Origin of the sequence: Corynebacterium sp. P3-F1, from assembly GCF_030503635.1 — a bacterium.
GTDB lineage: Bacteria > Actinomycetota > Actinomycetes > Mycobacteriales > Mycobacteriaceae > Corynebacterium.
On sequence record NZ_CP129965.1, the window covers coordinates 344,077 to 366,525 of the forward strand.

Genomic DNA, 22,449 nt, shown 5'->3' on the forward strand with positions numbered 1-22,449 from the left:
TTCAGAAAGACTCTGAACAGGGGTTGTTCCTACCGTGCCGTAACGGCTTAGGACTCCTCGAGGCGCTTCAGCTCCAGCTCCGGGTCAAAATCAGGCTCCGGCCACTGCAGATCAAGTTCGCGCAGCGCCTTGAGTAGCAAGGTCTTCACCACCGTGCGGCAGTAATCCTTGTCGTCGGAGGGAACGCAGTACCACGGCGCAACGTCGGTGGATGTGCGCTTCATCGCGATCTCATAGGCCTCTTGGAACTCATCCCAAAGCATCCGGTCATCGATGTCGCCTGGGTTGTATTTCCAATGCTTGTCTTCGCGCTCAATGCGCTTGCGCAGGTTCTCCCCTTGGAACGCCTTGGAGATGTGCGGCATCACTTTGATGATCTTGGTGCCGTTGGCAGCGGCTTGAGCCTCGAAGTCCACGATGGCACCGTAACGCCGCTCGATCTCTTCTGGGGGAGCCATGTCGCGGACGCGCTGGACAAGCACATCCTCGTAGTGGGAGCGGTCGAAAACGCTCACCATTCCGGGTTCGGGCAAGTGGGGTGCAATCCGCCAGAGGAAGTCGTGCTGCTTCTCTTCCTCCGTCGGTTTGCCGAAGGCCTTGATGTGCACGCCCTGCGGATCGAGCAGATCGCCGACGACGTGGCGAATGATGCCGCCCTTGCCGGAGGTGTCCATTCCCTGCAGAACGAGGAGGATCGACCCCGCGTTCTCATTACCTGCACGCCCATTCGCGTACAGACAGTCTTGCAGCTCGGCGATCTCCTCGTCGTATTTCTCGAAAGCGTCGTCGACATCGTCCTCGTCCACACCCGGAGTGGTATCGGGGTCGACGTCCGCGAGCACGAAGTCGTCCTCGACGCGGAGCTTCTCGGCTTCCTTGATGGATACTTTGGCCATAGTGGTGAGAAACTACTCTTTCTCGGTTTCGACGTCCGGTTCCGTGGTCAGCCCAATGAGAGCGGTGCCGCCGCTCAGTTCCGTGTTTTCCGTGACCTCCGGCGCGACTGCGTCGTCCGCCGGTGGAACTGCCCCGTCAGGGGCCGTGGCCGGGATATCGGACGTATCGGTGGTGTCAGCGGCGGAGTCCGCATCCGCGTCGCCTGTCACCAGGTCGGGTGCGTTATCGGAGTTCGCCTGGATGATGTCGTCGAGCACGGCGTGAATATACGGGGACGCGTTGTCTCCCGCGTACTCCGTGGACATCTCCATGGCGTTGGCGATGGAGATCGGCGGGGCCACATCGTCGTTGTAGAGAATCTCCCACGTAGCCACACGCAGAATGGCACGGTCCACGGCGGGAATCCGGTTCAATTCCCAATTTTCCGACAAGAAGCGCTCAATGGAGTCGTCGATCTCGTCGAGGTTCTCCGCCGCGCCAGCAATGATCTCGCGCGTGTAATCCGCAATGGGGGCCACAGCATTAGCGGGGTCCTGTGCCAGTGCGACGCGGTCCTCCACAATGGCGACCGGATCGAGGTCGCGGGTCTCGGCTTCGAAAAGAATATCTACTGCGCGGCGGCGCGCGCGGTAGCGCGCTCCATGACGTTTGTAATCAGGCATGTTCGCAAAAAGAAGTCAGATACAGGGAAAATAAGAATGAGGTGGACTCGATGCCGAGTCCACCTGTAGCGGGAGCTTCGGGCGAAGCACCCGGGGAAGGCATCGCCTTAGTTTTTCGCGTTTTAGTTGTTCACGCGGGAGAGGTACTCGCCGGTGCGGGTATCCACCTTGAGCACGTTGCCAGTCTCGATGAACAGGGGCACCTGAATCTCGGCGCCGGTCTCCAGCTTCGCCGGCTTGGTGCCGCCGGTGGAGCGGTCGCCCTGCAGGCCCGGATCGGTGTGCTCGACCTTCAAATCCACGGAAACGGGCAGCTCGGCAAAGAGCGCTTCGCCCTCGTGAAAGGAAACCTGCAAGCGCATGTTCTCCAGCAGGAAGCGTGCGGCATCACCGAACTTTTCCTCGCCGAGCTCGTACTGCTCGAAGGTCTTGTCGTCCATGACGACGTAGTTGGTGCCGTCGTTGTAGAGGTAGGTCATGTCGCGGCGATCCACCGTCGCGGTCTCCACCTTCACGCCTGCGTTCCAGGTCTTGTCCACGGTCTTGCCGGAGACGACGTCCTTGAGCTTCGTGCGGACGAACGCGGGGCCCTTGCCCGGCTTGACGTGCTGGAACTCAATAATCTGCTGCAGCTTGCCGTCAACCTTGAGCACAAGGCCGTTCTTGAAATCAGCGGTCGTTGCCACGATCTTCTCCCCTTAAATCGGCTCGGTGGGTGTTTTGAACATTGCCATGTTACACCACAGCTCGGCGAATGAAGCGGGGTGTCGCGTTCGGCCCGCGGGAGCCTACGGTGTGCGCCCTGTTAGAGAACGGTCAGTTCTTTCGGTGCCGGGGTGATCACCTTCGGGGCACCGGTGGTGATGATCAGGGTGTCCTCGATGCGGACGCCACCTTTGCCGGGCACATATATGCCGGGCTCAATGGTCAGCGTCATGTTTGGTTCGAGAACGCCTTCGCCGCGTGTCGACGCCGCCGGGCCCTCGTGCACCTCCAGCCCGATTCCGTGACCTGTGGAGTGCACGAAGTATTCGCCGTACCCCGCCTCAGTGATGATGTCGCGGCACGCCTTATCCACGTCGACAAGAGCTCGCCCCGGCGTCGCCGCGGCGATGCCGGCTTTCTGTGCTTCGAGGACGATGCCGTAGATCTCCCGGTTGAAATCCGACGGCTCGCCAATGCAGAACGTGCGGGTCATGTCGGAGTTAAACCCGCGGTAGTGCGCCCCGAAATCAATGGTGACCAAGTCGCCGTCAGTCAGTTCTCGGTCTCCCGCCGAATAGTGCGGCAACGCCGAATTCGGCCCGGATGCGACAATGGTGTCGAAGCTGACGCGCTCTGAACCCAACAGGCGCATCCGGTACTCCAATTCGGCGGCCACCTGCTTCTCGGTGCGGCCGGCGCGGAGCTCCCCAGCGTCGATAAGCCGCTCGAGCGCGACGACGGCAATGTCCGCGGCTTCCTCGAGCCGACGAAGTTCGAAGGAGTCTTTGATCAGGCGGATCTGCTCAACCACGCCCTTCACAGGCACGAGACTGACGGAATCTCCCGCTGCCTGCTCGAGGCGCCCGCACTCGTCGACGCTCAATGTCGTCGGGTCAAAACCGACGCGCCACCCCTCGGGCACGGTGGCGAGGACAGCCATGCCGGCGTCGCGCTGAATGATCGCCTCAATGTCTGGCACTTCCTGCGCGATTTGCGTGGTGTACCGGCCATCAGTGGCGATCGCCGCGGACAGGTCCTTGTTCATCAACAACGCACCGTTGGAACCGCTGAATCCGGAGAAGTACCGGACGTTGATCGGATCGGTGAGCAAGAACGAATCGATCCGCTTTGCCGCGAGTGTTGCCGACAGTTTCCGGCGGCGGGTGAGAAAGCGGGAATCGGCGAAGCCCATTTATGCCCTCCTCAAGAAGTAATCCAATGCCAACTCGTAACCGTCCACGCCCATCCCAGCAATGACCCCGATGGCGATCGGCGACAGGTACGAGTGGTGTCGGAACGGCTCACGAGCGTGAACATTCGAAATGTGAACTTCAATGAAGCCCGGCCCGTCTTGCAGCTCGACGAGCGCGTCACGCAGCGCCACAGATGTGTGGGTGAAACCCCCCGGGTTGATGATGACAGGCCACGAGTTGTCAGCTGCCTCATGTGCGGCGTCGATAAGCTCGCCCTCGTGGTTCGACTGCAGGAACGCGATCTCCGCTCCTGCTTGCTCGGCGCGCTCGCGCAAGCGCTGCTCGATGTCGGCCAGCGTCGTCGCACCGTACACATCGGGCTGCCGCTTGCCCAACCTGTTCAGGTTCGGGCCGTTGAGCACCAGGATTTTCACGTCGGGGCCTCCTCACCGCAGATCTGAAATGGTCTAGCGCCGGGGCGCGTAGGCCACCGGCGCGAAACTCACTGTGACAGCTCAGTGTACGCGGTACGGAGCTCCTCGATGGACGCATCCTCGATTCGAGTCGTGCTGCCGATGCCGTCGAGCACGACGAACCGGATCTGCCCGTTCTTATTCTTCTTGTCGTGGGTCATGCCCTCGTAGAGCTCGTCGAATGCGCCGGCTTCGTAGCTCGTGGGCAGGCCTACTCCTTCGAGAATCTCCCGGTGCATGTTCACCACGCTCGGCTCGATGAGGCCGCGGTTGCGCGCGAGAATGGCGACAAACATCATTCCGACGGCGACGGCGTTCCCGTGACGCCAGCGGTAGTCTTCGCGTTTCTCGATTGCATGGCCAAGAGTATGACCGTAGTTGAGGATCTCGCGCAGAGATGACTCTTTGAGGTCCTGCGCCACGACGGAGGCTTTCACGGCGACGGAACGCTCGATGAGCTCCGCGATCTTCGCTGTCGGGACGCTTCCGCCTTCGCGGTAGATATCCAAGATCACCGGGTCGGCGATGAAGCCGGTCTTGATGATCTCGGCGGAACCAGAGATGAACTCTGCCTCCGGAAGCGTGTCCAGCCGGTCGAGGTCGATGAAGACGGAATCCGGCTCGTGGAAAGAGCCCACAAGGTTCTTGCCTGCATTCGTGTTGATGCCGGTCTTCCCGCCGACCGCCGCGTCGACCATAGCCAACAGGGTCGTGGGAACCTGAACGACTTTGATGCCGCGCATCCACGTTGCGGCAATGAAACCGGCCAGATCCGTGGTCGCTCCGCCACCGAGACCGACAACGGCATCCTGCCGCGAGAAATTCTGTTCCCCGAGCGTGTTCCACAAGTGACCGGCGACGGCGAGGGATTTGCCGTCCTCAGCATCCGGGATCGGGGCGAGCACACTTAGCACCCCGAGATCGTCGAGGCGTCGACGCAGACTGTCGGCGGCGCCACCGAGCGGACCCTGGTGGACGATGAGCGCCTTGCACGCACCTGATTCCTGGATCCGCTGGGCCACCTGATCATCGAGGCCGCGGCCAATGCGGACGGTGTACGGTGACGGACCTGCGACCTGAATATCGACCATGGCGGCTCTCCTTGTTGTGAGTGTGGTGAGGTGTTGGACGCGTCTAACGCGACTCAATGAGCGAGAGAATCTCGGCGACCAGACGCTGCGGCGGACGAGAGTCGGTGCGCACGCGGTGCATGGCCACTTCGCGGTAGTACGGTTCGCGCGACTCCAGCAGCACGCGGTAATGCGCTTCCGGGTCCTCGGCTTTGAGGACCGGCCGGGAATCGTTGCCCGACGTGCGGCGCACGCCTTCCTCAACGGACACGTCGATCCACACCACGTTGTGGGCTTGCAAAAGTTTCCGGGTCGACTCCGTCAGCACTGCCCCGCCGCCCAGGCTGACGACACCGCCGGATGCTAGGGAGCGCGCCACGTACTCGGCTTCAACGTCACGGAAGCGTTCCTCGCCAAGCTCGCTGTAGACCTCGCCAGTGGGTTTGCCTTCTCCTTTGGCAATGAGGTCATCCGAGTCGACGAGCGGCAAATTCATCGCGCGCGCGAGCCGGCGGCCAATGGTGGACTTTCCTGCACCGGGAGGGCCCACCAGCACGACGCGCGGGGAGCCGTGCACTACCGGTTCTCCCGGAGCACCGAACGCGGCGGTGTCGCCGTGCGAGCCCTCCGGTTCGTGGCCACCCTGCAGCACTTGACCGTGCTGTTGGGTGCTCGGGGTGGGGGTTCCCGCAGTGGCGGGGAAACGCGAGGGGCGCGGCGGGTGCGCAACGGGGTTAGTCATCCTCTTTACCTCCAAACGCGAGTCGGTCGGACACGTACTGCTTATACGCCTCCACGTTCCGTTTCGTTTCTTCCACGCTGTCGCCGCCGAATTTCTCCAGTGTCGCGCGCGCCAGCACCAACGCGACCATTGCTTCCGCAACCACTGCCGCGGCAGGAACCGCGCACACATCGGAGCGTTGGTGGATCGCAGTAGCAGCGTCACCGGTGGCCATATCCACAGTCTTGAGCGCGCGCGGCACCGTGGAAATCGGCTTCATCGCGGCGCGGACGCGGAGCTGTTCACCGTTGGTCATGCCGCCTTCGAGCCCGCCCGCACGGTTGGTCTCGCGGTACACACCTTCATCCCCGCGCAACATCTCGTCGTGAGCTTCGGAGCCCCGGCGGCGCGCTTCCTCAAAACCGTCACCGACCTCCACGCCCTTGATCGCCTGGATGCTCATCAATGCGGCGGCAAGCTGCCCGTCAAGGCGCGTCTCGCCGGACACATGGGACCCAAGACCGATAGGCAGCCCCTCCACAATGACCTCGACAATGCCGCCCAAAGTGTCGCCAGCCTTCTTCGCCGCTTCAATCTCCGCGATCATGCTGGCTTCGGCGTCTTTGCCGAACGCGCGGACCGGCGATGCGTCGATGGCATCGATATCGCTGAATTGCGGCGCAGGACCGTCATACGGGTCGGACGGGCCAATCGAGATCACGTGCGAGTACACCTCGACGCCGAGAACCTCGCGGAGGAACGACCGAGCGACCGTCGCCGCCGCCACGCGCGACGCCGTTTCGCGTGCCGACGACCGCTCCAGCACCGGACGCGCCGCATCGAAGCCGTACTTCACCATCCCGGAGAAATCTGCGTGGCCCGGGCGCGGGCGGGTCAAGGCGGCACCACGGCCGGAATTCATCGCTTTGACTACGTCTGGGTCGTCATAGTCGAGCTCCTCGGCCGACATGATCGTTGTCCACTTCGGCCACTCCGTGTTGCCGATCATGATGGCGATCGGGCTGCCGATGCTCTTGCCGTGCACCACACCCGTGAGCAGAGTCAGCTCATCCTGTTCGAATTTCATGCGGGCGCCACGGCCGTAGCCGAGGCGGCGGCGCGCGAGCTGGTGACCGATCTCTTCAGCGGAGACGGTAACCCCGGCCGGCATGTTCTCGACCAGTGCGACGAGCGCCTGACCGTGGGATTCACCTGCGGTAGTCCAACGAAGCATGCAGGCATTGTCTCATACTATTAGCAGGAAAGTGCTAGCGAACCCCACGATCCATGCCGACGCAAGCATTGAAGGCCCGTGAGGTGCGGTTTTCGCCCGCCTCAGCAGCAGGAAACCGGCAGTGAAGGCACTGGCCAGCAGCATACCGGCTAGGACAGCCTCCACCCCACCCATGATGGCCAGGACCACTCCAAGAGACACAGCGAGCTTCACGTCGCCGCCACCGAAGCCGCGGCCGGCAATCAGATAGGCCGCGGGCCAGACAAGCCCGACCCAGCCGCGCGGTTCGAACCAGCACACAACAACAGCGGTGAGTGCTGCCGGCAACGTCAGCGCATCCGGCAGGCGCCGCTCACGAACATCCACTAAAACAAGCTCCACCGTCCATACCGCGGCGGCCGTGCATAGAAACGCCGACAGCACCGCTGCAGCAACTGCGGTTGCGGTCTCCGCTGAAAATTCCCCCATGCCCAGAACTCTAAGACAGGAGTAGCCGACACCGGCCCGGTCGGGTGCACACTGAAGTAAGCAGCCTAGCAGTAATGCGGTGCTCCTAATCAGCGCTCGCGGCGCACAACTCCCGGCGGAGTGTCCCAGCCGACATGACGGAAAAGTGCGTCCCGCATTTGCTCGCGGGGAGCCTTCACACCCGTGAACTGTTCGAACTGGGAGTAGGACTGGCATGCGAGCATCACCAGACCGCCGACAGTCAGGTGCCCGTTGGAGGCGGCCCGGGTGGCCAACGGGGTCGGCCAGGGGTTGTAGATGACATCGAGAAGCGGAGCGTGGCCCAGCTCCTTCACGCGTCCGGCGAGCGCCGCCGACGGGACGGTGGAAACGATCAGGTCCACCGACATGGCCAAGGGCTCCAAGTCCCGTTCGAAATCGACGAAGTCCGCTTCGATTCCTTGGAGCAGCGGTAGCAGCTCGGCAGAGCGATCGGAGCGGTTGAGCACGGTTACCTTCTCCGCACCACGCTCCGCCAGGGACCACAGCACCGGACGTGCGGTACCGCCGCCACCGATCACGAGAGCGTGCCCAACGCGCGATTGCTTGCCGACGAGTTCATCCAACGCACCCGCGATTCCCTCGCAATCGGTGTTATCGGCGCGCCACTTCGAACCTTCGCGGACGAGAGTATTCGCGGACCCGATAGCCTGCGCACGCTCCGTCACCGTGTCGGCGAACTGAAGCGCGGCGAATTTACCCGGCATGGTGACGGAGAATCCGCGGTAATCCTCCCCGGCACCGCTGACGATGTCTGGAAGCTGCTCCGCATCGCATTCGATGCGCTCATACGACCACCCATCAAGGCCCGCGGCTTTATAGCCGGCGTTATGGAGAACAGGCGACAGGGAATGGTCTACGGGGCTACCCAGTACAGCGGCTTTCCCGCCGCCGGTGATCGCAGTGCTCATCTAGGTCAAGTCCGCCCTAGCGCCGGGAATCGAGGATGCCCGAATCGTACGCCTGCTGGACGTTCGCCTGGTGCTCTTCGAAGGTGTTGCTGAAGATCGTGGTGCCCTTGTCGTCGACAGTGACGAAGAACAGCCACTGACCGTCTGCCGGGTGCTCCATCGCCTGGATCGCCTCTTCCGATGGCGATGCGATCGGGGTCGCCGGCAGGCCGTCCTTGGCGTACGTATTCCACGGGGTGACCTTCTTGCGGTCCGTGTCACCGGTGGCGAGCTCGACGGATTCAAGGCCGTAGTTGACCGTGGAGTCGAACTCGAGACGCATCGGCTCCTTCAGGCGGTTAAGAATCACACGGGCGACTTTGTCGAATTCACCTTCGGGGGCTTCGCGCTCCACCAGCGATGCCGCGGTGAGCAAGTCGTACGGGCTGAGCCCGACAGCCTGGGCACGGCCCACGATGTCCGTACTGTTGTACTGCTCCGCCGACCGTGTGATCAAATCGGTAAGGATGGTTTGAGCATCGGCGTTAGGGTCGACGAGGTACTCGCCCGGGGCGATCAGGCCCTCGATGCGCTTCGGGTCTCCCCGGTGCGCATTGACCGGCTGAACAGCCCAGTCCGGGACGCCGAGCGCGGCCGGATCCGCGTTGGCGGCGACATTGTGCAGATCTTTGACGCTCACGCAGTTATCTTTCTGGCCCTCGGAGCCGCAGGACACCTTAGAAATGTTGCTGTAGATACCGAAGCGGGTGTCGCCGCCGACCACCTTGACGTCCATGAGGGTCGACCCACCCGGAATCTTGAGCATGTCGACCTTGTTTGCGGGGTCGAGCAGTGCGGAGACCGCGTTGTCAGCACTCATCTTCTCTTGGAGGCGGTAGAAGCCCGGCTGGACATTGTCGGCATCCGGGTGCGACATGACGGCGTTCTGGAACGCCTTATCTGAGCGGACAATTCCCTTATCGGCCAAGGTCGGACCCATAGCGGTCAAGGTGGAGCCCTCGGGAATTTCAACGACCTGCTCGACACCGTTTCCGGCTCCGTTGAAATCGCCACCGGAAGAATTGGAGCGTGCGAAAGCAATATAGACGACAGCGCCGATGATCAGCAGAATCGACGCCACCAGCACCGCCACTCCGCGGGTACGCCCTTGAGACGAGGTTGCCGAGCTCACGTTTTAGGTCTCCTTGGGTTCGGGCGACGTGCCCGCGCCGGTAACCAGTTCCGGCGCGCCCATGTCGCGGTAGTTGTTACGTCCGTCCAGCCAGGACTGGAGGATGGCCACTGCCGCGGCCTGGTCAATCACGGAACGCCCAGCGCGCTCACTCACGCCGGAGGCGCGCAGCGCGTGCGTAGCTTCCACAGTGGTGAGACGCTCATCGGCGTACCGGACCGGAACATCACTGCGACGCGAGATCCGGAATCCGATTTCCTTGGCGTGCTTCACACTGGACGAACCATTGCCCTTCAAATCGCGCGGGAGACCCACAACGACTTCGACGGCTTCGTATTCGGCGATGATATCCAGCAAACGCTCGATGTCGTCGCCGTCCCGGTCCTTGAAACCGGTGACGCGCGGAACTGTCTCCACTGGAGTAGCCAGTCGCGCATCGCGGTCAGAGGAGGCGACACCAATCCGGACGGTGCCGACATCGAGACCGATGCGGCGGCCGTTTCCCGGGTCATCGACCCCGGGTGTGTCCGGTTGAACTTTCATCGTGCGCGGGAACCTTTTCTCGTGCTGCAAATGCCGTCGATTCCACGGTAGTGCCCCAAAGCACCCCCGCGAAGCACAGCAGGGCGTGTCACGTGATCAATTCGTGACCTTCTTGCACCCTATCCTATATCTCCGAAATACGATCGCGGAGGGCACTGAATCCCGCCTCTATCCCAGCTGCATCCGAACCGGAGCCCTGAGCCAAGTCCGGCTTTCCGCCGCCCTTTCCGCCGACGTACTGGCCGAAGAACCCGACGAGCTCACCGGCCTTGATGCCTTCGCTCACCGCAGACTTTGTTGCAGCCACTGCGAAGGGGACCTTGCCGTTGGCATCGGCAGCCAACACGATCACTGCTGGAGCATCGCCAAAGCGGCCGCGCAGATCCGTCGCGATCGTGCGCATGTCACCGCCGGTGGTGCCTTCCGGAAGCTTGACGCTCAGGTAGCGGAACGCGCCCGCATCCTCGGCCTTGTTCACAAGCTCGCCCGTCTGGTTGGCCAATTCCTTCTTGCGCAGGTTCTCGATTTCCTTCTCCGCCGCGCGGAGACGCTCGGCAAGCTGAGCGATGCGCTCGGGCAGATCCTCGGAGGGAGTCTTCATCTCGCCGGCAAGGGCATTGGCAATGGCCGCTTCCTTGGAGAAGTACTGGAAGGAATCCAGCCCGGAGTAAGCCTCGATACGTCGCGCACCGGAGCCAACGGAGGACTCACCGAGCACAGCGACCGGACCGATCTGGGACGAGTGGTCGACGTGGGTGCCGCCGCACAGCTCGATGGAGAACGGCCCGCCGATCTCCACGACGCGCACTTCGTCGCCGTAGTTTTCGCCGAATAGCGCCATAGCCCCCATGGCCTTCGCTTTGTCCAGGGAGGTTTCAAAGGTGTTGACAGCGAAGTCCGCGTCCACGGCCTGGTTGGTGATGGTGGCGATCTCTTCGAGCTGCTCCGGAGTCAGCTGCTCGGTGTAGTTGAAGTCGAAGCGCAGGTAGCCCGGCTTGTTCATGGAACCTGCCTGGACGGCCGTGGGACCGAGCACCTGGCGGAGCGCTGCGTGGATGAGGTGGGTCGCCGTGTGCGCCTGGCGGGCACCGTGGCGCCACGCCGGGTCGACCTCCGCACGGACGGTCTGGCCGACATCGAGGCCGCCGTTGGCGACGGTCGCCTTGTGCACCCAGAGCTTCTTGTTGCCCACCTTCTGCACGTCGTGGACGTCCAGGATGGTGCCGCCGACAACGATGCGGCCGCGGTCAGCGAGCTGCCCGCCGCCTTCGGCGTACATCGGGGTGACGTCGAGGATGACCTCGACCTCGTCGCCCTGGGATGCCTCCCCGACCTTCTCTCCGCCGCGCACCAAACCCAGGACTGTGCCCTCGTGCTCGAGTTCGGTGAAGCCGACGAACTCAGTCGGGTGGCCATCGATCCACTCGCGGTACAGGGATTCGTCGATATTTCCGTGCTTCTTCGCCTTGTTATCGGCCTTGGCGCGCTGCTTCTGCTCGTCCATTGCGGCGTGGAAGGCGTCCATGTCCACGTCCAAACCAGCCTCGGCGGCCATTTCAAGCGTCAGGTCGATCGGGAAACCGTAGGTGTCGTGCAGCTCGAAGGCCTTGTCGCCCGGGACGGTCTTCTGGCCGGAGGACTTCAGGGCCGTCGCGGTTTCGTCGAAACGCGTGGTGCCGGACTCGAGGGTCTTCAAAAAGGCCTTCTCCTCAGCGAGCGCCACACGCAGAATACGCTCGCGGTTGTCGGCGATCTCCGGGAAGGAGGGGGTCATCGTGTCCATGATGGTGTTCATGAACGTCTCCAGCGTGTTGCCAGCCGCACCAAGCAGGCGAGCTGAGCGGACGATGCGCCGCATCAGGCGACGAAGGATATAGCCGCGGCCCTCGTTCGACGGAGTGACACCGTCGAGAATGATCATCATCGCGGTGCGGGAGTGGTCGGCGATGACGCGGAAGCGGACGTCGTCAGCCTGGTTGCCCGCGCCGTACTCCGTTCCCGTGAGGTCTTCCGCCGCCTTGATCACGGGCGCCAAAAGGTCCGTCTCGTAGACGTTGTCCACGCCCTGGAGAAGGCAAGCGAGGCGCTCGATGCCCAGGCCAGTATCGATGTTCTTCTTCGGCAGCTCACCGACAATGTCGAAGTTGCCCTTCTTGTCGCCCTCGCCGCGGATGGACTCCATGAACACGAGGTTCCAGATTTCCATGTAGCGGTTGTCGTCGGCGATGGGTCCGCCGTCTGCACCGTACTCCGGGCCGCGGTCGTAATAGATCTCGGAGCACGGCCCACACGGGCCCGGAATGCCCATGGACCAGAAATTGTCCTCCATGCCCATCCGCTGGATGCGGTCGACGGGCACGCCCACCTTGTCGCGCCAAATTGCGGCGGCTTCATCGTCGTCGTTGAAGACGGTCACCCACAGTCGGTCCGGATCGAGCTCGAAACCGCCTTTGTCCTGCTCTTTAGTCAGCAGATCCCACGCCAGCGTGATAGCGCCTTCTTTGAAGTACTGGCCGAAGGAGAAGTTGCCGGCCATCTGGAAGAACGTGTTGTGGCGGGTAGTAATGCCTACTTCCTCGATGTCAAGGGTGCGCACACACTTCTGAATCGAGGTGGCCTTGCCCGTCTCGAACGGCGGGTTTTGCTGCCCCAAGAAGTAGGGCTTGAAGGGCACCATGCCTGCATTGACGAACAGCAGCGTCGGATCGTCGAGGATCAGCGAAGCGCTGGGCACGGGGATGTGGCCGGCGTCGACAAAGTGCGCGGTGAACCGGTCGCGGATCTCATGGGTCTGCACAGAGGAATCCTTAATTGTGTGATGCGTTGACAGTGCGTTTCTCGTCGTTACACTCTACCCGCGTCGCACGCGCACACGATCACCAGTTCAAAGGCCAATCGCCCCATGCGCGGCTAGGTACCCCGGATTGTCTCTCTCAACCGGTCCGAATAACTCTGGATGCGTTTCTCCGCACCGTGGTCGGTGGGTTGGTAGTAGCGAGCATCGTCGAGACCCTCAGGAATGTAGCGCTGCTCGACTACCCCACGGGGATCGTCGTGCGGGTAGATGTAGCCGACGGCGTGGCCGATCTTCTTCGCTCCTTCATAGTGTCCGTCGCGCAGGTGTGGCGGGACGGCGCCGGAGCGGCCTGCGCGGACGTCGGCAAGTGCGGCGTCGATGGCTTTGATCACGGACGGCGACTTGGGTGCTGTGGCCAAATGAATAGTCGCTTGCGCGAGAGCGAGTCGGCCTTCCGGCATTCCAATGAATTGGACTGCGTTCGCTGCGGCGGTCGCGGTCTGCAATGCGGTCGGGTCCGCCATGCCGATGTCTTCGGAGGCGTGAATGACCAGCCGGCGCGCGATGAACCGCGGGTCCTCCCCCGCCTCGATCATGCGGGCGAGGTAATGCAGCGCGGCATCCACATCCGAGCCTCGGATAGATTTAATGAAGGCCGAGATCACGTCGTAATGCTGGTCGCCGTCGCGGTCGTAGCGCACCACCGCGCGGTCGACGCTGTTTTGCACCACTTCGAGCGTGATTTTTCCGTCCTCGGCGCCTTCAGCTGCGGCCTCGAGGTAGGTCAAAGCGCGGCGTGCATCTCCCCCGGCTAACAGAACGAGCTGGTCGCCAGCATCGTCGTCGAGCGTGATTCGCCCGCCCAAGCCGCGTTCGTCCGAGACAGCGCGGTCGAGAACAGTCCGGATATTATCCTCACCCAACGACTCGAGCTTCAGTAACAACGACCGCGACAGCAGCGGGGCCACAATGCTGAACGACGGATTCTCCGTGGTAGCGGCGACAAGTAGTACCGTGCGGTTCTCCACGGCGGCGAGCAACGCGTCTTGCTGCGTCTTGGAAAAGCGGTGGACCTCGTCGATGAACAAGACGGTGCGCCGTCCACGCAGGAGATCCTGCTTGGCCCCCTCAAGCACCTCACGGATCTGCTTCACACCTGACGACAACGCGGACAATCCAACGAAGTTCTGCCCCATCGCGCCGGCGATGAGCGACGCAATCGTCGTCTTGCCCGTTCCCGGCGGGCCGTAGAGAATAACGGATGCCTCGCCCGAGCCTTCCACCAATCGCCGCAGTGGCCGCCCCGGGCCGAGCAGATGCTCCTGCCCCACCAATTCATCCAGGCTGCGCGGGCGCATCCGTGCTGCCAGCGGCGCCGCGGAGCCTGCATCGAAGAATGCGGTTCCCCGCGATGCACCTGCTCCTGCCCCAGCCTGCGACCCACTCGTGTTCCCTCCTGCCGGATCCGTGAACAGCCCGCCCTGGGTCATGTCAACCACTCCACAACGCGGCGGGCGAAATCGGCCACGACCGCGTAGGCGGGTTCGGTCCCTGTTTCGGCATACCGTGCTAGCGCGTCGAAGGTGCCGGACACATCGCGGCGGATCAACCGTGCCTCGGCCTCCTCAGTGCCCTCTCCTTCCGCGCCGGAGCCACCGCTGAACTGCACAAAGTCAAGGATTGACGCACTGAAGAATGCCCAGCCGACGAGCGCCGCCGTGATGCGCGCCTGCAGGGTGTCCTGGTTGAGCACCGACGGCCACACACCGCCGACTTCCGCCACCCAGGCTTCAAGAAACACAGCGGTTTCCTTCCCGCTGATAGGGCGGGCAGAAATGTATTGAGGGAAACCGGCGATCACCCCGGCGATATCGAAGATGACGTCGCGGAAACCCGCCCACTCGTAATCCAGGAACTGCGCGCGCTCGGCGTAAATGATGTTGTCCGGCGACAAGTCGAAGGGCGTGAATGCGCGCGAGCCGCCGTGCAGCATGCGCACTTGGACGGTGTCGGCGACCGCCGCAACATCAGCAGGCACATCAATGCCCGTCTCGCGGATGATGTCCACACCCTCCTGGATGCGGTTTTCCAGCATCGACTCGCGCTGAATTTGAATGTCGCGCGCCCCGTCGACGGAGCGCACCATCCGCGCGAGCAAGATATTGAAGCTGGTCTCCGCTCCCGCAGTGCCAGCGTGCATCTTGCCCAACGATGTCCCCAGATTCCGCAGCAGGCGCACACGCTCGTCATCGTCAGATTGCTCGAGCAAATCCGCAAACGTTTCGCCGTTGCCCACGTCCGACAGAATCAACGTCCGACGTTCGATGTCGTAACCGAGTAGGACAGGGCCAGGGCGCACATCTTCGCCTAACGACGTTGTGAACTGGTACGCAACCACTTCTCTCAAGAAAGCCGCGTCGTCCACCACATCGTCAGTGTGCGGGGAGTATTTCACCACCACAGACCGGTGCGGGAAGACCGGGTTATTGGCCACCCGCAACCGCAAGACTGTCGTGCCGCCAGCTCCGCTCAGCTCCTCCGGCTCAGTAAGCTGCTGTTTCCCGCCGTAGCGGTGATTCAGAATCGCTTGAGCGGTGGCGATGATCTCTTCAGTGTCCAGCATGCTTGAACAGCCGGCGCGGCGGGCACACGCCGCCGTGGCACCGGCCTTGTCCTTCTTAGTTCTCCGGCTCGGCGGCGCTGTCAGTCTCCTGCGCCGCGGCGTCCTTCTTCTCCGGCTTGAAGTCCACGCCGGTCTCCTTTCGCTGCGCTGCAGGAATCGTGCCAGGTGCATCGGTCAGCGGGTCGACGCCGCCGCCCGACTTCGGGAATGCGATGACGTCGCGGATGGAGTCGAAGCCTCCGAGCAGGGACACGATGCGGTCCCAACCGAAAGCGATGCCGCCGTGCGGAGGGGCACCGAAGGAGAAGGCGTCGAGGAGGAAGCCGAACTTCTCCTGAGCTTCCTCGTTGGTGATGCCCATGACATCGAAGACGCGTCTTTGCACGTCCTGGTTGTGGATGCGGATGGAACCGCCGCCGATCTCGTTGCCGTTGCAGACGATGTCGTAGGCGTACGCCAGTGCCTCGCCAGGCTCCTTGTCGAAGGTCTCCAGGTACTCGGGCTTCGGCGACGTGAACGCGTGGTGGACCGCAGTCCACTGGGAGTGGCCAAGGGCGACATCGCCGGAAGCGGTTGCGTCAGCGGCCGGCTCGAACATCGGCGCATCCACAACCCAGGTGAACGCCCAGTCGCCGTCCTTGATCAAACCGAGCTTGTTGGCGATCTCGCCGCGAGCGGCACCGAGCAACGCGCGGGAGGACTTGGTGTCGCCGGCGGCGAAGAAGATGCAGTCGCCCGGCTTCGCTCCGACGTGCTCAGCGATGCCGGCCTTCTCCTCGTCAGTGATGTTCTTCGCCACAGGACCGGTGAGTTCGCCGTCTTCCTGAACGAGGATGTAGGCAAGGCCCTTGGCGCCGCGCTGCTTCGCCCAATCTTGCCATGCGTCGAGTTGGCGGCGCGGCTGGGAAGCGCCGCCCTCCATGACCACAGCACCGACGTATTCGTTCTGGAACACGCGGAACGGAGTGTCCTTGAAGTACTCGGTGCAGTCCACTAGCTGAATGTCGAAGCGCAGGTCCGGCTTGTCCGAGCCGTACTTCTCCATTGCTTCCTTGTAAGTCATGCGCGGGATCGGAGTGGTGATCTCGTAGCCGATCAGCTTCCACAGCTCCACCAGGATTTCCTCTGCCAGGGCGATGACATCGTCCTGGTCGACGAAGCTCGCCTCGATGTCCAGCTGCGTGAACTCGGGCTGGCGGTCGGCACGGAAGTCCTCGTCGCGGTAACAGCGTGCGATCTGGTAGTAGCGCTCCATGCCCGAGACCATGAGCAGCTGCTTGAACAGCTGCGGGGACTGCGGCAGCGCGTACCAGGTGCCTGGGCGCAGGCGGGCCGGAACAAGGAAGTCACGTGCGCCCTCCGGGGTGGAGCGCGTCAGTGTCGGAGTCTCGATCTCGACGAACTCGTGCTTGTTTAGCACATCACGGGCTGCCTTGTTCGCCTTAGAACGCAGGCGCAGAGCTTCTGCCTGGCGCTCGCGGCGCAGGTCGAGGTAGCGGTAGCGGAGTCGGGTCTCCTCGCCGACCTCGCTGGAGGAGAAGTCCTCCACCTGGAACGGCAGCGGCGCGGAAGTGGACAGCACCTCGAGCTCCGTTGCGTTGACCTCGATCTCGCCGGATGCAAGGTTCGGATTGGCGGACCCTTCCGGACGCGGCTCCACCACACCCGTGACCTTCACGCAATACTCGCTGCGCAGGTCGTGAGCGGCCTCGGCCACGTCGGACTCGCGGAAGACCACCTGGGCATAACCGGAGCGGTCACGCAAGTCGATGAAAATCACACCGCCGTGGTCACGGCGTCGGCCGACCCAGCCAGTCAGCGTGACGGTCTGGCCGTCCATTTCTTTCCGGAGATCCCCTGCAAGATGAGTGCGCAGCACGGTGTCCTCCACGTCCTTCCACGTGTCGTGTATCTATTGCTCAACTCACGCGAGTCTACCCAATGGGCTTCACACGTCTTCGCAGAAGTCTCACTCCTTCGCCCCATCTCTATGAGCCGCGGCCCCCTCATGGTCCGGCTTATATGGCATGATTTGCCCCATGACCTTCAAGAGCGGTGTGACGCCCTCCGGGCGTGGAGTCAGTACTAGCCGGGGATCCCGCGGCGGCGGTGGCGGAATGCCCATCATGATTGGCGGCGGCGGCCTGGGTACCTTGATCTTGATCGGCCTCTACTTGCTGCTCGGCGGCGGTTTCGGTGGGGGCCCTACCGATTCGGGCCAGCAAGCCCAGAACCAAGGCGGCGGGGAATACACCCTGGAGCACTGCAGCACCGAGGGCGCAGTCAACGAATACGCAGACTGCCGCGCCGCTGCAATGGCGGACTCGTTGAACGCCGTGTGGCCGACGGTGCTGCCAGAACAGGCCGGCATCGAGTACCAGGAGCCGTCGATGCGCTTGTTCGAGAACAACGTCCAGTCGGCGTGCGGCAACGCCTCCTCTAACACCGGTCCGTTCTACTGCCCACGCGATCAGCGGATTTACCTCGATGTGAGCTTTTTCAAACAACTCGAGCAGCTAGGCGGCAGCTCCGGCCCGCTGGCGCAGATGTACGCGGTGGCGCATGAGTGGGGCCACCACATCCAAAACCTCGAGGGAACCCTGGGTTTGAGCGACTACAACAACCCGGGTGAGGAGTCCGCAGCCGTCGCCATCGAGCTGCAGGCTGACTGCTACGCCGGTGTGTGGGCATCCCGCGCCGACAAGGGCGAAGATGCGCTCCTCGAGCCGATTACTGAAGAGCAGCTTTCTGACGCGATTGAGGCCGCTCGCGCCATCGGCGACGACAACATCCAGAAGCGTTCCGGCGGCGAGGTCAATCCGGATGCGTGGACGCACGGCTCCTCCGAGCAGCGCCAGAAGCTGTTCCTCGCCGGTTACAACAGCGGTTCCATGGCCAAGTGCGACACGCTCAACCGCGGCGTGTACCAGGGATAAACAGTCCGGGCACGAAAGCACTAACACCAACGACCTAATACAGGAGCTGATCACCGGGATGGTGAAGGATGAGGGAGCAGCGGAGGCGTCGATTAGCGGTACGCCCCGCAATCGAGCCGTACCGTTTCTCGCCGCCTTCAACGAGATCGAGAGTTTCCTGCGTACCGCGCTGGACGCGAAAAAGACCGACAGCTTCAACTGGATGGTGTCCAAGGCCGAGAAACGCCACATTGTCACTACTGCCCAGGCCAACGACCTGAAGGAGTTCGCGGGGCTGCGTAACGCCATCAGCCACGGCGAATACCAGGACTTCCGCCCGATCGCGGAACCGCTGCCGGAAACAGTCGCTGAGATCGAGGCGATTCGGGACCAGCTCCTTCACCCCGCCTTAGCTTCCGAGGTTATCGGGCACCAGGACGTGGTCACCTTCGCCCCCGACGAAGATGTCCACGAGGCTCTCAAGGCCATACGCGGCACCGGGATCTCCCAGTTCCCCATCTACCAGGGCAAGCAGTGCGTGGGTGTGCTGACCACGAATACCATCGCTCGTTGGCTCGCTGACGAGCTGAAATCCGGCGACTCAATCACCACCACTGCGATCGGTGATGTCCTCGCATTCAACGAACGCAAGGACAACGCCGTGTTCCTCCCGCGCACCGCCACGGCTGTGGAAGCGATCGCAGCTCTCACCTCCCCCAGCGAGACGCAGACGCTGCCCCGCCTTGTCATCATCACCGAGCACGGGTACGACAACCAGCGACCGCTGTGCGTGATCACTCCGTCGAATCTGGCGGCGCTGTACGAGGCCTCTTAGCGCGCCTCAGGTCGGACACGCGGTGGACGAGCTGCGCTCTCACCCAATGCTCCGCCACCCCAGGCATTACTGGCCATTCCCCCGAGGTGAATTTGTCTACACTGTTTGTATTGCTTGAGCCTTATAGACCCTGGTCACAAAGTTTGTTGGAAGCCAGCCAAGGCAGCGAGATGTAAACAAATTCACCCGGGCTTGCGCGTCCGCGACCGCGATGACCCCCGACCAGCCTGTCCCCAGGCGAGACGGATGAGCGCTGCCAGAGCAGGGCCCTCGCACACGAGGCAGCCCGAGCTACTCGCTGAGCTCCTGCCCTAGCGGCCTATTTCACCTCCCGCGACACCTGCGCGGCAAGGACTAGATCCTCTTTCCGGTCGCTTTGGAGAACACGTGGAGGCCACCCTCGTTCACAGCGACGTGAATAATGTCGCCTCCCTTGATGCCGGACATCGGTGCCACGCGCACCACTATCTGGCCGGCTGTGGAATCATCGGTGTCCTCCTCGCGCCAGCCGCCGCCGACGAGGTGACCGTACAGGTATGAATCGGAACCGAGTTCCTCGGTGAAATCGACCTCGACGGGCACAGTGTGCTTCGTGTCCTCGGAGACAACGGTAAGAGCCTCTGGACGGAACCCGACAATGACCTGGTTTTTGTCCTCGGAGGTCAGCGCTCCGACGTGCTCGGGCGAAAGCGGGATCGAAGCGCCGCCGAGTGTCGCCACATCCCCCTCGACATTGAACGTGGAGAGGTTCATTGCCGGAGAGCCGATGAAGCCGGCGACGAACACGTTATCCGGTTGTTCGTACAACTCGCGCGGAGTGCCCACCTGCTGCAGCACGCCGAAGTTGAGTACAGCAATGCGGTCTCCCATGGTCAAGGCCTCAGTCTGGTCGTGTGTGACGTAGATCGTGGTCACACCCATGCGGCGCTGAAGGCTGGCGATCTGTGTGCGGGTCTGCACACGCAGCTTCGCATCCAGGTTGGACAGCGGCTCGTCCATCAGGAAGACCTGAGGTTCGCGCACGATCGCGCGGCCCATAGCCACGCGCTGGCGCTGCCCGCCCGATAGTGCTTTCGGCTTACGCTCGAGGTATTCAGTCAGGTCGAGGGTCTTCGCCGCCTCCTCGACACGGCGGTCGATCTCGCCTTTCTCCATGCCGGCGATCTTCAGGGCGAAACCCATGTTCTCCCGCACGGTCATGTGCGGGTACAGCGCATAGTTCTGGAAGACCATCGCGATGTCGCGGTCTTTCGGGGACTCATGGGTCACGTCCCGGTCGCCGATCAGAATGCGTCCCTCGTTGGTCTCCTCGAGGCCCGCGAGCATGCGCAGCGCGGTCGACTTGCCGGAGCCGGAAGGCCCGACGAGGACGAGGAACTCACCGTCCGCAATCTCCAGATCAAGCTTATCGACGCTCGGTTTATCCGCCTTCAGATAAATCCTCGTCGCCTTGTCGTAGGTCACTGTTGCCATGTATCTCTCCTCTATTGACCTGCGCGAACACAGCAGAATGTTCTCTTTCAGACCTATTTTTGAGCTTAACATCAGCCTTCTTGCTCAAAGAACCTGCGCGGTGAGGCGTTTGTGCCTCTTCACCTCCGCGTTTACCCTCGTTGTCATGTCATCGCACCGCGTCAGCGTCATCGATCTGTTCAGTATCGGTATTGGCCCCTCGTCTTCCCACACGGTGGGTCCCATGCGGGCGAGCGCCGCATTCGTGGAAAAGCTCGGGCATCTGCCGGCGGAAGTGCATGTGGAGCTACGCGGATCCCTTGCCGCCACCGGCGTCGGCCACGGTACGGACCGTGCTGTTCTGCTCGGGCTAGTCGGCTACACTCCGCTGACCACAGACCAGACCGTCGAACCGGTTCCGGGCACGCCCATCCCGGCGAAGGGCACTATCTCCGGCCCCGACGGCACCGTGAACTACACGATCACGTTCAACCCGAAGCCTGTTGCAGAGCACCCCAACTGTCTCATCTTCGATGCGTGGGATGCCGAAGGTACCCGCCTGGCCAGCCGCAACGAATACTACTCAGTCGGCGGCGGGTTCATCATGGACCGCGCTGAAATGAACGAAGCGAGCGAGGAAGGCGCAAGTACCGGCATCGCCGCGGCGACAGCAGTGGCAGACGAGGAGACCAACAGCAAGGGCGGGGACATTTACGTCTACGATTCGTCTGCCGACCTTCTGGAGGTGTGCGAACACACGGAGCTGTCTATCGCAGAGGTCATGGCCCACAACGAACGGATTCTACGGGGCGAGACCGAGTACACAACCCACCTCGACGAAGTGTGGGCGGTCATGCAGGAGTGTGTGAAGAACGGCATCACCACAGACGGTTCGCTACCGGGCGGTCTGAATGTGCGCCGGCGCGCACCACGCATGCACGCGATGCTCACCAGCGAGCAGCAACGCCACAATTCCGAGGGACTCGACGCTATGGAGTGGGTGAACCTCTACGCCCTGGCAGTCAACGAGGAGAATGCCGCGCACGGACGAGTGGTCACTGCGCCCACCAACGGCGCTGCCGGAATCATCCCCGCGGTGATGCACTATTGCCGTGACTTCACGGCGGATTTCACTCCTGAGCGCGCACGAGAGTTCCTGCTCACCGCCGGGGCAATCGGCGCGATCATCAAGACGAACGCGTCCATCTCCGGCGCAGAAGTCGGCTGCCAGGGCGAGGTCGGCTCCGCGTCCGCAATGGCCGCCGCCGGAATGTGCGCCGTTCTCGGCGGCACCCCCGCTCAAGTGGAGAACGCCGCCGAGATCGCTCTCGAGCACAATCTCGGCCTCACCTGCGATCCGGTTGGCGGACTCGTCCAAGTGCCGTGCATCGAGCGCAACGCCATAGGCGCTGTCAAGGCCATCAACGCCGCCCGCCTAGCCAAATGGGGCGACGGTACCAACATCGTCTCCCTCGACGACGCCGTGGAAACGATGGCCACCACAGGACGCGACATGATGACCAAATACAAAGAGACCTCCATCGGAGGTCTCGCTGTTCAGCTGGGATTCCCCGTGAATATCACCGAGTGCTGATAATTTCGCCGCCCGTGCGCCCGCAGCCCTTCCTCAGCACCGCTGACCCTCACCGCCCGCGCCTCCGCAGACGAACTCTCGGCCTCCAATAGCCAAATACCTATTCCTGGATACCTATTGACAGGTATGACGGCCATTACCGGTTT

The 22,449-nt window shown here is 62.6% G+C and carries 20 protein-coding genes; 3 read left to right on the plus strand and 17 right to left on the minus strand.

What is annotated here, in order from left to right; translation table 11 throughout:
• Positions 1-47 precede the first annotated feature (47 nt).
• The 16 genes from QYQ98_RS01605 to aspS form a co-directional block, all read right to left on the minus strand.
• Positions 48-896, minus strand: coding sequence for a PPK2 family polyphosphate kinase (locus QYQ98_RS01605; RefSeq protein ID WP_302007039.1), 849 nt, complete (start codon positions 894-896; stop codon positions 48-50).
• A gap of 12 nt (positions 897-908) precedes the next feature.
• Positions 909-1,559 carry a transcription antitermination factor NusB gene (gene nusB / locus QYQ98_RS01610; protein ID WP_302007040.1) on the minus strand — a complete coding sequence of 217 codons (651 nt, stop codon included), beginning with the start codon at positions 1,557-1,559 and terminating at the stop codon, positions 909-911.
• 122 nt (positions 1,560-1,681) lie between these two features.
• A complete protein-coding gene (gene efp / locus QYQ98_RS01615) occupies positions 1,682-2,245 on the minus strand; it encodes an elongation factor P (protein WP_302007041.1) in 564 nt (187 codons plus the stop codon).
• 119 nt (positions 2,246-2,364) lie between these two features.
• Positions 2,365-3,456, minus strand: coding sequence for a Xaa-Pro peptidase family protein (locus QYQ98_RS01620; protein WP_302007042.1), 1,092 nt, complete (start codon positions 3,454-3,456; stop codon positions 2,365-2,367).
• Positions 3,457-3,891 carry a type II 3-dehydroquinate dehydratase gene (gene aroQ / locus QYQ98_RS01625; RefSeq protein WP_302007043.1) on the minus strand — a complete coding sequence of 145 codons (435 nt, stop codon included), beginning with the start codon at positions 3,889-3,891 and terminating at the stop codon, positions 3,457-3,459. It abuts the gene before it with no gap.
• A 68-nt stretch (positions 3,892-3,959) separates the two neighbouring features.
• Complete coding sequence (aroB, locus tag QYQ98_RS01630) at positions 3,960-5,021, minus strand: 3-dehydroquinate synthase (RefSeq protein ID WP_302007044.1); 1,062 nt, start codon at positions 5,019-5,021, stop codon at positions 3,960-3,962.
• Between the two features lie 43 nt (positions 5,022-5,064).
• Entirely contained in the window at positions 5,065-5,742 is a 678-nt protein-coding gene (locus QYQ98_RS01635) for a shikimate kinase (protein ID WP_302007045.1), read from the minus strand.
• Positions 5,735-6,955 (minus strand): chorismate synthase, encoded by a 1,221-nt coding sequence (gene aroC / locus QYQ98_RS01640; RefSeq protein ID WP_302007046.1) that lies wholly within the window; start codon positions 6,953-6,955, stop codon positions 5,735-5,737. The genes QYQ98_RS01635 and aroC overlap by 8 nt, the downstream gene beginning before the upstream one ends.
• Before the next feature lie 12 nt (positions 6,956-6,967).
• Complete coding sequence (locus QYQ98_RS01645) at positions 6,968-7,423, minus strand: prepilin peptidase (protein ID WP_302007047.1); 456 nt, start codon at positions 7,421-7,423, stop codon at positions 6,968-6,970.
• 89 nt (positions 7,424-7,512) lie between these two features.
• Positions 7,513-8,373, minus strand: a complete 861-nt coding sequence (locus tag QYQ98_RS01650) for a shikimate dehydrogenase (RefSeq protein WP_302007048.1) — start codon at positions 8,371-8,373, stop codon at positions 7,513-7,515.
• Between the two features lie 16 nt (positions 8,374-8,389).
• Positions 8,390-9,544, minus strand: coding sequence for an endolytic transglycosylase MltG (gene mltG, locus QYQ98_RS01655; protein ID WP_302007049.1), 1,155 nt, complete (start codon positions 9,542-9,544; stop codon positions 8,390-8,392).
• A gap of 3 nt (positions 9,545-9,547) precedes the next feature.
• Positions 9,548-10,087, minus strand: a complete 540-nt coding sequence (ruvX, locus tag QYQ98_RS01660) for a Holliday junction resolvase RuvX (protein ID WP_302007050.1) — start codon at positions 10,085-10,087, stop codon at positions 9,548-9,550.
• 124 nt (positions 10,088-10,211) lie between these two features.
• Positions 10,212-12,884 carry an alanine--tRNA ligase gene (gene alaS / locus QYQ98_RS01665; RefSeq protein ID WP_302007051.1) on the minus strand — a complete coding sequence of 891 codons (2,673 nt, stop codon included), beginning with the start codon at positions 12,882-12,884 and terminating at the stop codon, positions 10,212-10,214.
• 113 nt (positions 12,885-12,997) lie between these two features.
• On the minus strand, positions 12,998-14,374 hold the full coding sequence (locus QYQ98_RS01670) for a replication-associated recombination protein A (RefSeq protein WP_302007052.1): 1,377 nt from the start codon (positions 14,372-14,374) through the stop codon (positions 12,998-13,000).
• On the minus strand, positions 14,371-15,507 hold the full coding sequence (locus tag QYQ98_RS01675) for a phosphotransferase family protein (RefSeq protein WP_302007053.1): 1,137 nt from the start codon (positions 15,505-15,507) through the stop codon (positions 14,371-14,373). The genes QYQ98_RS01670 and QYQ98_RS01675 overlap by 4 nt, the downstream gene beginning before the upstream one ends.
• 55 nt (positions 15,508-15,562) lie before the next feature.
• A complete protein-coding gene (aspS, locus tag QYQ98_RS01680; RefSeq protein WP_302007791.1) occupies positions 15,563-17,386 on the minus strand; it encodes an aspartate--tRNA ligase in 1,824 nt (607 codons plus the stop codon).
• Positions 17,387-17,546: 160 nt separating this feature from the next.
• On the opposite strand from aspS, the gene QYQ98_RS01685 reads away from it, so the two are divergent.
• Together QYQ98_RS01685 and QYQ98_RS01690 are read left to right on the plus strand one after the other, a co-directional pair.
• Positions 17,547-18,443 (plus strand): neutral zinc metallopeptidase, encoded by an 897-nt coding sequence (locus QYQ98_RS01685; protein WP_302007054.1) that lies wholly within the window; start codon positions 17,547-17,549, stop codon positions 18,441-18,443.
• Positions 18,444-18,501: 58 nt separating this feature from the next.
• Complete coding sequence (locus tag QYQ98_RS01690; RefSeq protein WP_302007055.1) at positions 18,502-19,257, plus strand: CBS domain-containing protein; 756 nt, start codon at positions 18,502-18,504, stop codon at positions 19,255-19,257.
• A gap of 354 nt (positions 19,258-19,611) precedes the next feature.
• Here the strand turns inward: QYQ98_RS01690 and QYQ98_RS01695 are convergent, their stop codons facing one another.
• Positions 19,612-20,730: an ABC transporter ATP-binding protein gene (locus QYQ98_RS01695; protein WP_302007056.1), complete on the minus strand. Its 1,119-nt coding sequence runs from the start codon at positions 20,728-20,730 to the stop codon at positions 19,612-19,614.
• Between the two features lie 145 nt (positions 20,731-20,875).
• Between QYQ98_RS01695 and QYQ98_RS01700 the strand changes: the two genes are divergently transcribed.
• Positions 20,876-22,303, plus strand: coding sequence for an L-serine ammonia-lyase (locus QYQ98_RS01700; protein ID WP_302007057.1), 1,428 nt, complete (start codon positions 20,876-20,878; stop codon positions 22,301-22,303).
• Positions 22,304-22,449 lie beyond the last annotated feature (146 nt).

Bases quoted from the DNA above. Each gene is read 5' to 3' on its own strand.
- QYQ98_RS01695 (WP_302007056.1), bottom strand. From the start codon at position 20,730: ATGGCAACAGTGACCTACGACAAGGCGACGAGGATTTATCTGAAGGCG.
- ruvX (WP_302007050.1), bottom strand. From the start codon at position 10,087: ATGAAAGTTCAACCGGACACACCCGGGGTCGATGACCCGGGAAACGGC.
- QYQ98_RS01620 (WP_302007042.1), bottom strand. From the start codon at position 3,456: ATGGGCTTCGCCGATTCCCGCTTTCTCACCCGCCGCCGGAAACTGTCG.
- aroC (WP_302007046.1), bottom strand. From the start codon at position 6,955: ATGCTTCGTTGGACTACCGCAGGTGAATCCCACGGTCAGGCGCTCGTC.
- QYQ98_RS01700 (WP_302007057.1), top strand. From the start codon at position 20,876: ATGTCATCGCACCGCGTCAGCGTCATCGATCTGTTCAGTATCGGTATT.
- QYQ98_RS01605 (WP_302007039.1), bottom strand. From the start codon at position 896: ATGGCCAAAGTATCCATCAAGGAAGCCGAGAAGCTCCGCGTCGAGGAC.
- QYQ98_RS01685 (WP_302007054.1), top strand. From the start codon at position 17,547: ATGACCTTCAAGAGCGGTGTGACGCCCTCCGGGCGTGGAGTCAGTACT.
- QYQ98_RS01645 (WP_302007047.1), bottom strand. From the start codon at position 7,423: ATGGGGGAATTTTCAGCGGAGACCGCAACCGCAGTTGCTGCAGCGGTG.
- nusB (WP_302007040.1), bottom strand. From the start codon at position 1,559: ATGCCTGATTACAAACGTCATGGAGCGCGCTACCGCGCGCGCCGCCGC.
- aroB (WP_302007044.1), bottom strand. From the start codon at position 5,021: ATGGTCGATATTCAGGTCGCAGGTCCGTCACCGTACACCGTCCGCATT.
- QYQ98_RS01675 (WP_302007053.1), bottom strand. From the start codon at position 15,507: ATGCTGGACACTGAAGAGATCATCGCCACCGCTCAAGCGATTCTGAAT.
- QYQ98_RS01670 (WP_302007052.1), bottom strand. From the start codon at position 14,374: ATGACCCAGGGCGGGCTGTTCACGGATCCGGCAGGAGGGAACACGAGT.
- QYQ98_RS01635 (WP_302007045.1), bottom strand. From the start codon at position 5,742: ATGACTAACCCCGTTGCGCACCCGCCGCGCCCCTCGCGTTTCCCCGCC.
- QYQ98_RS01650 (WP_302007048.1), bottom strand. From the start codon at position 8,373: ATGAGCACTGCGATCACCGGCGGCGGGAAAGCCGCTGTACTGGGTAGC.
- QYQ98_RS01690 (WP_302007055.1), top strand. From the start codon at position 18,502: ATGGTGAAGGATGAGGGAGCAGCGGAGGCGTCGATTAGCGGTACGCCC.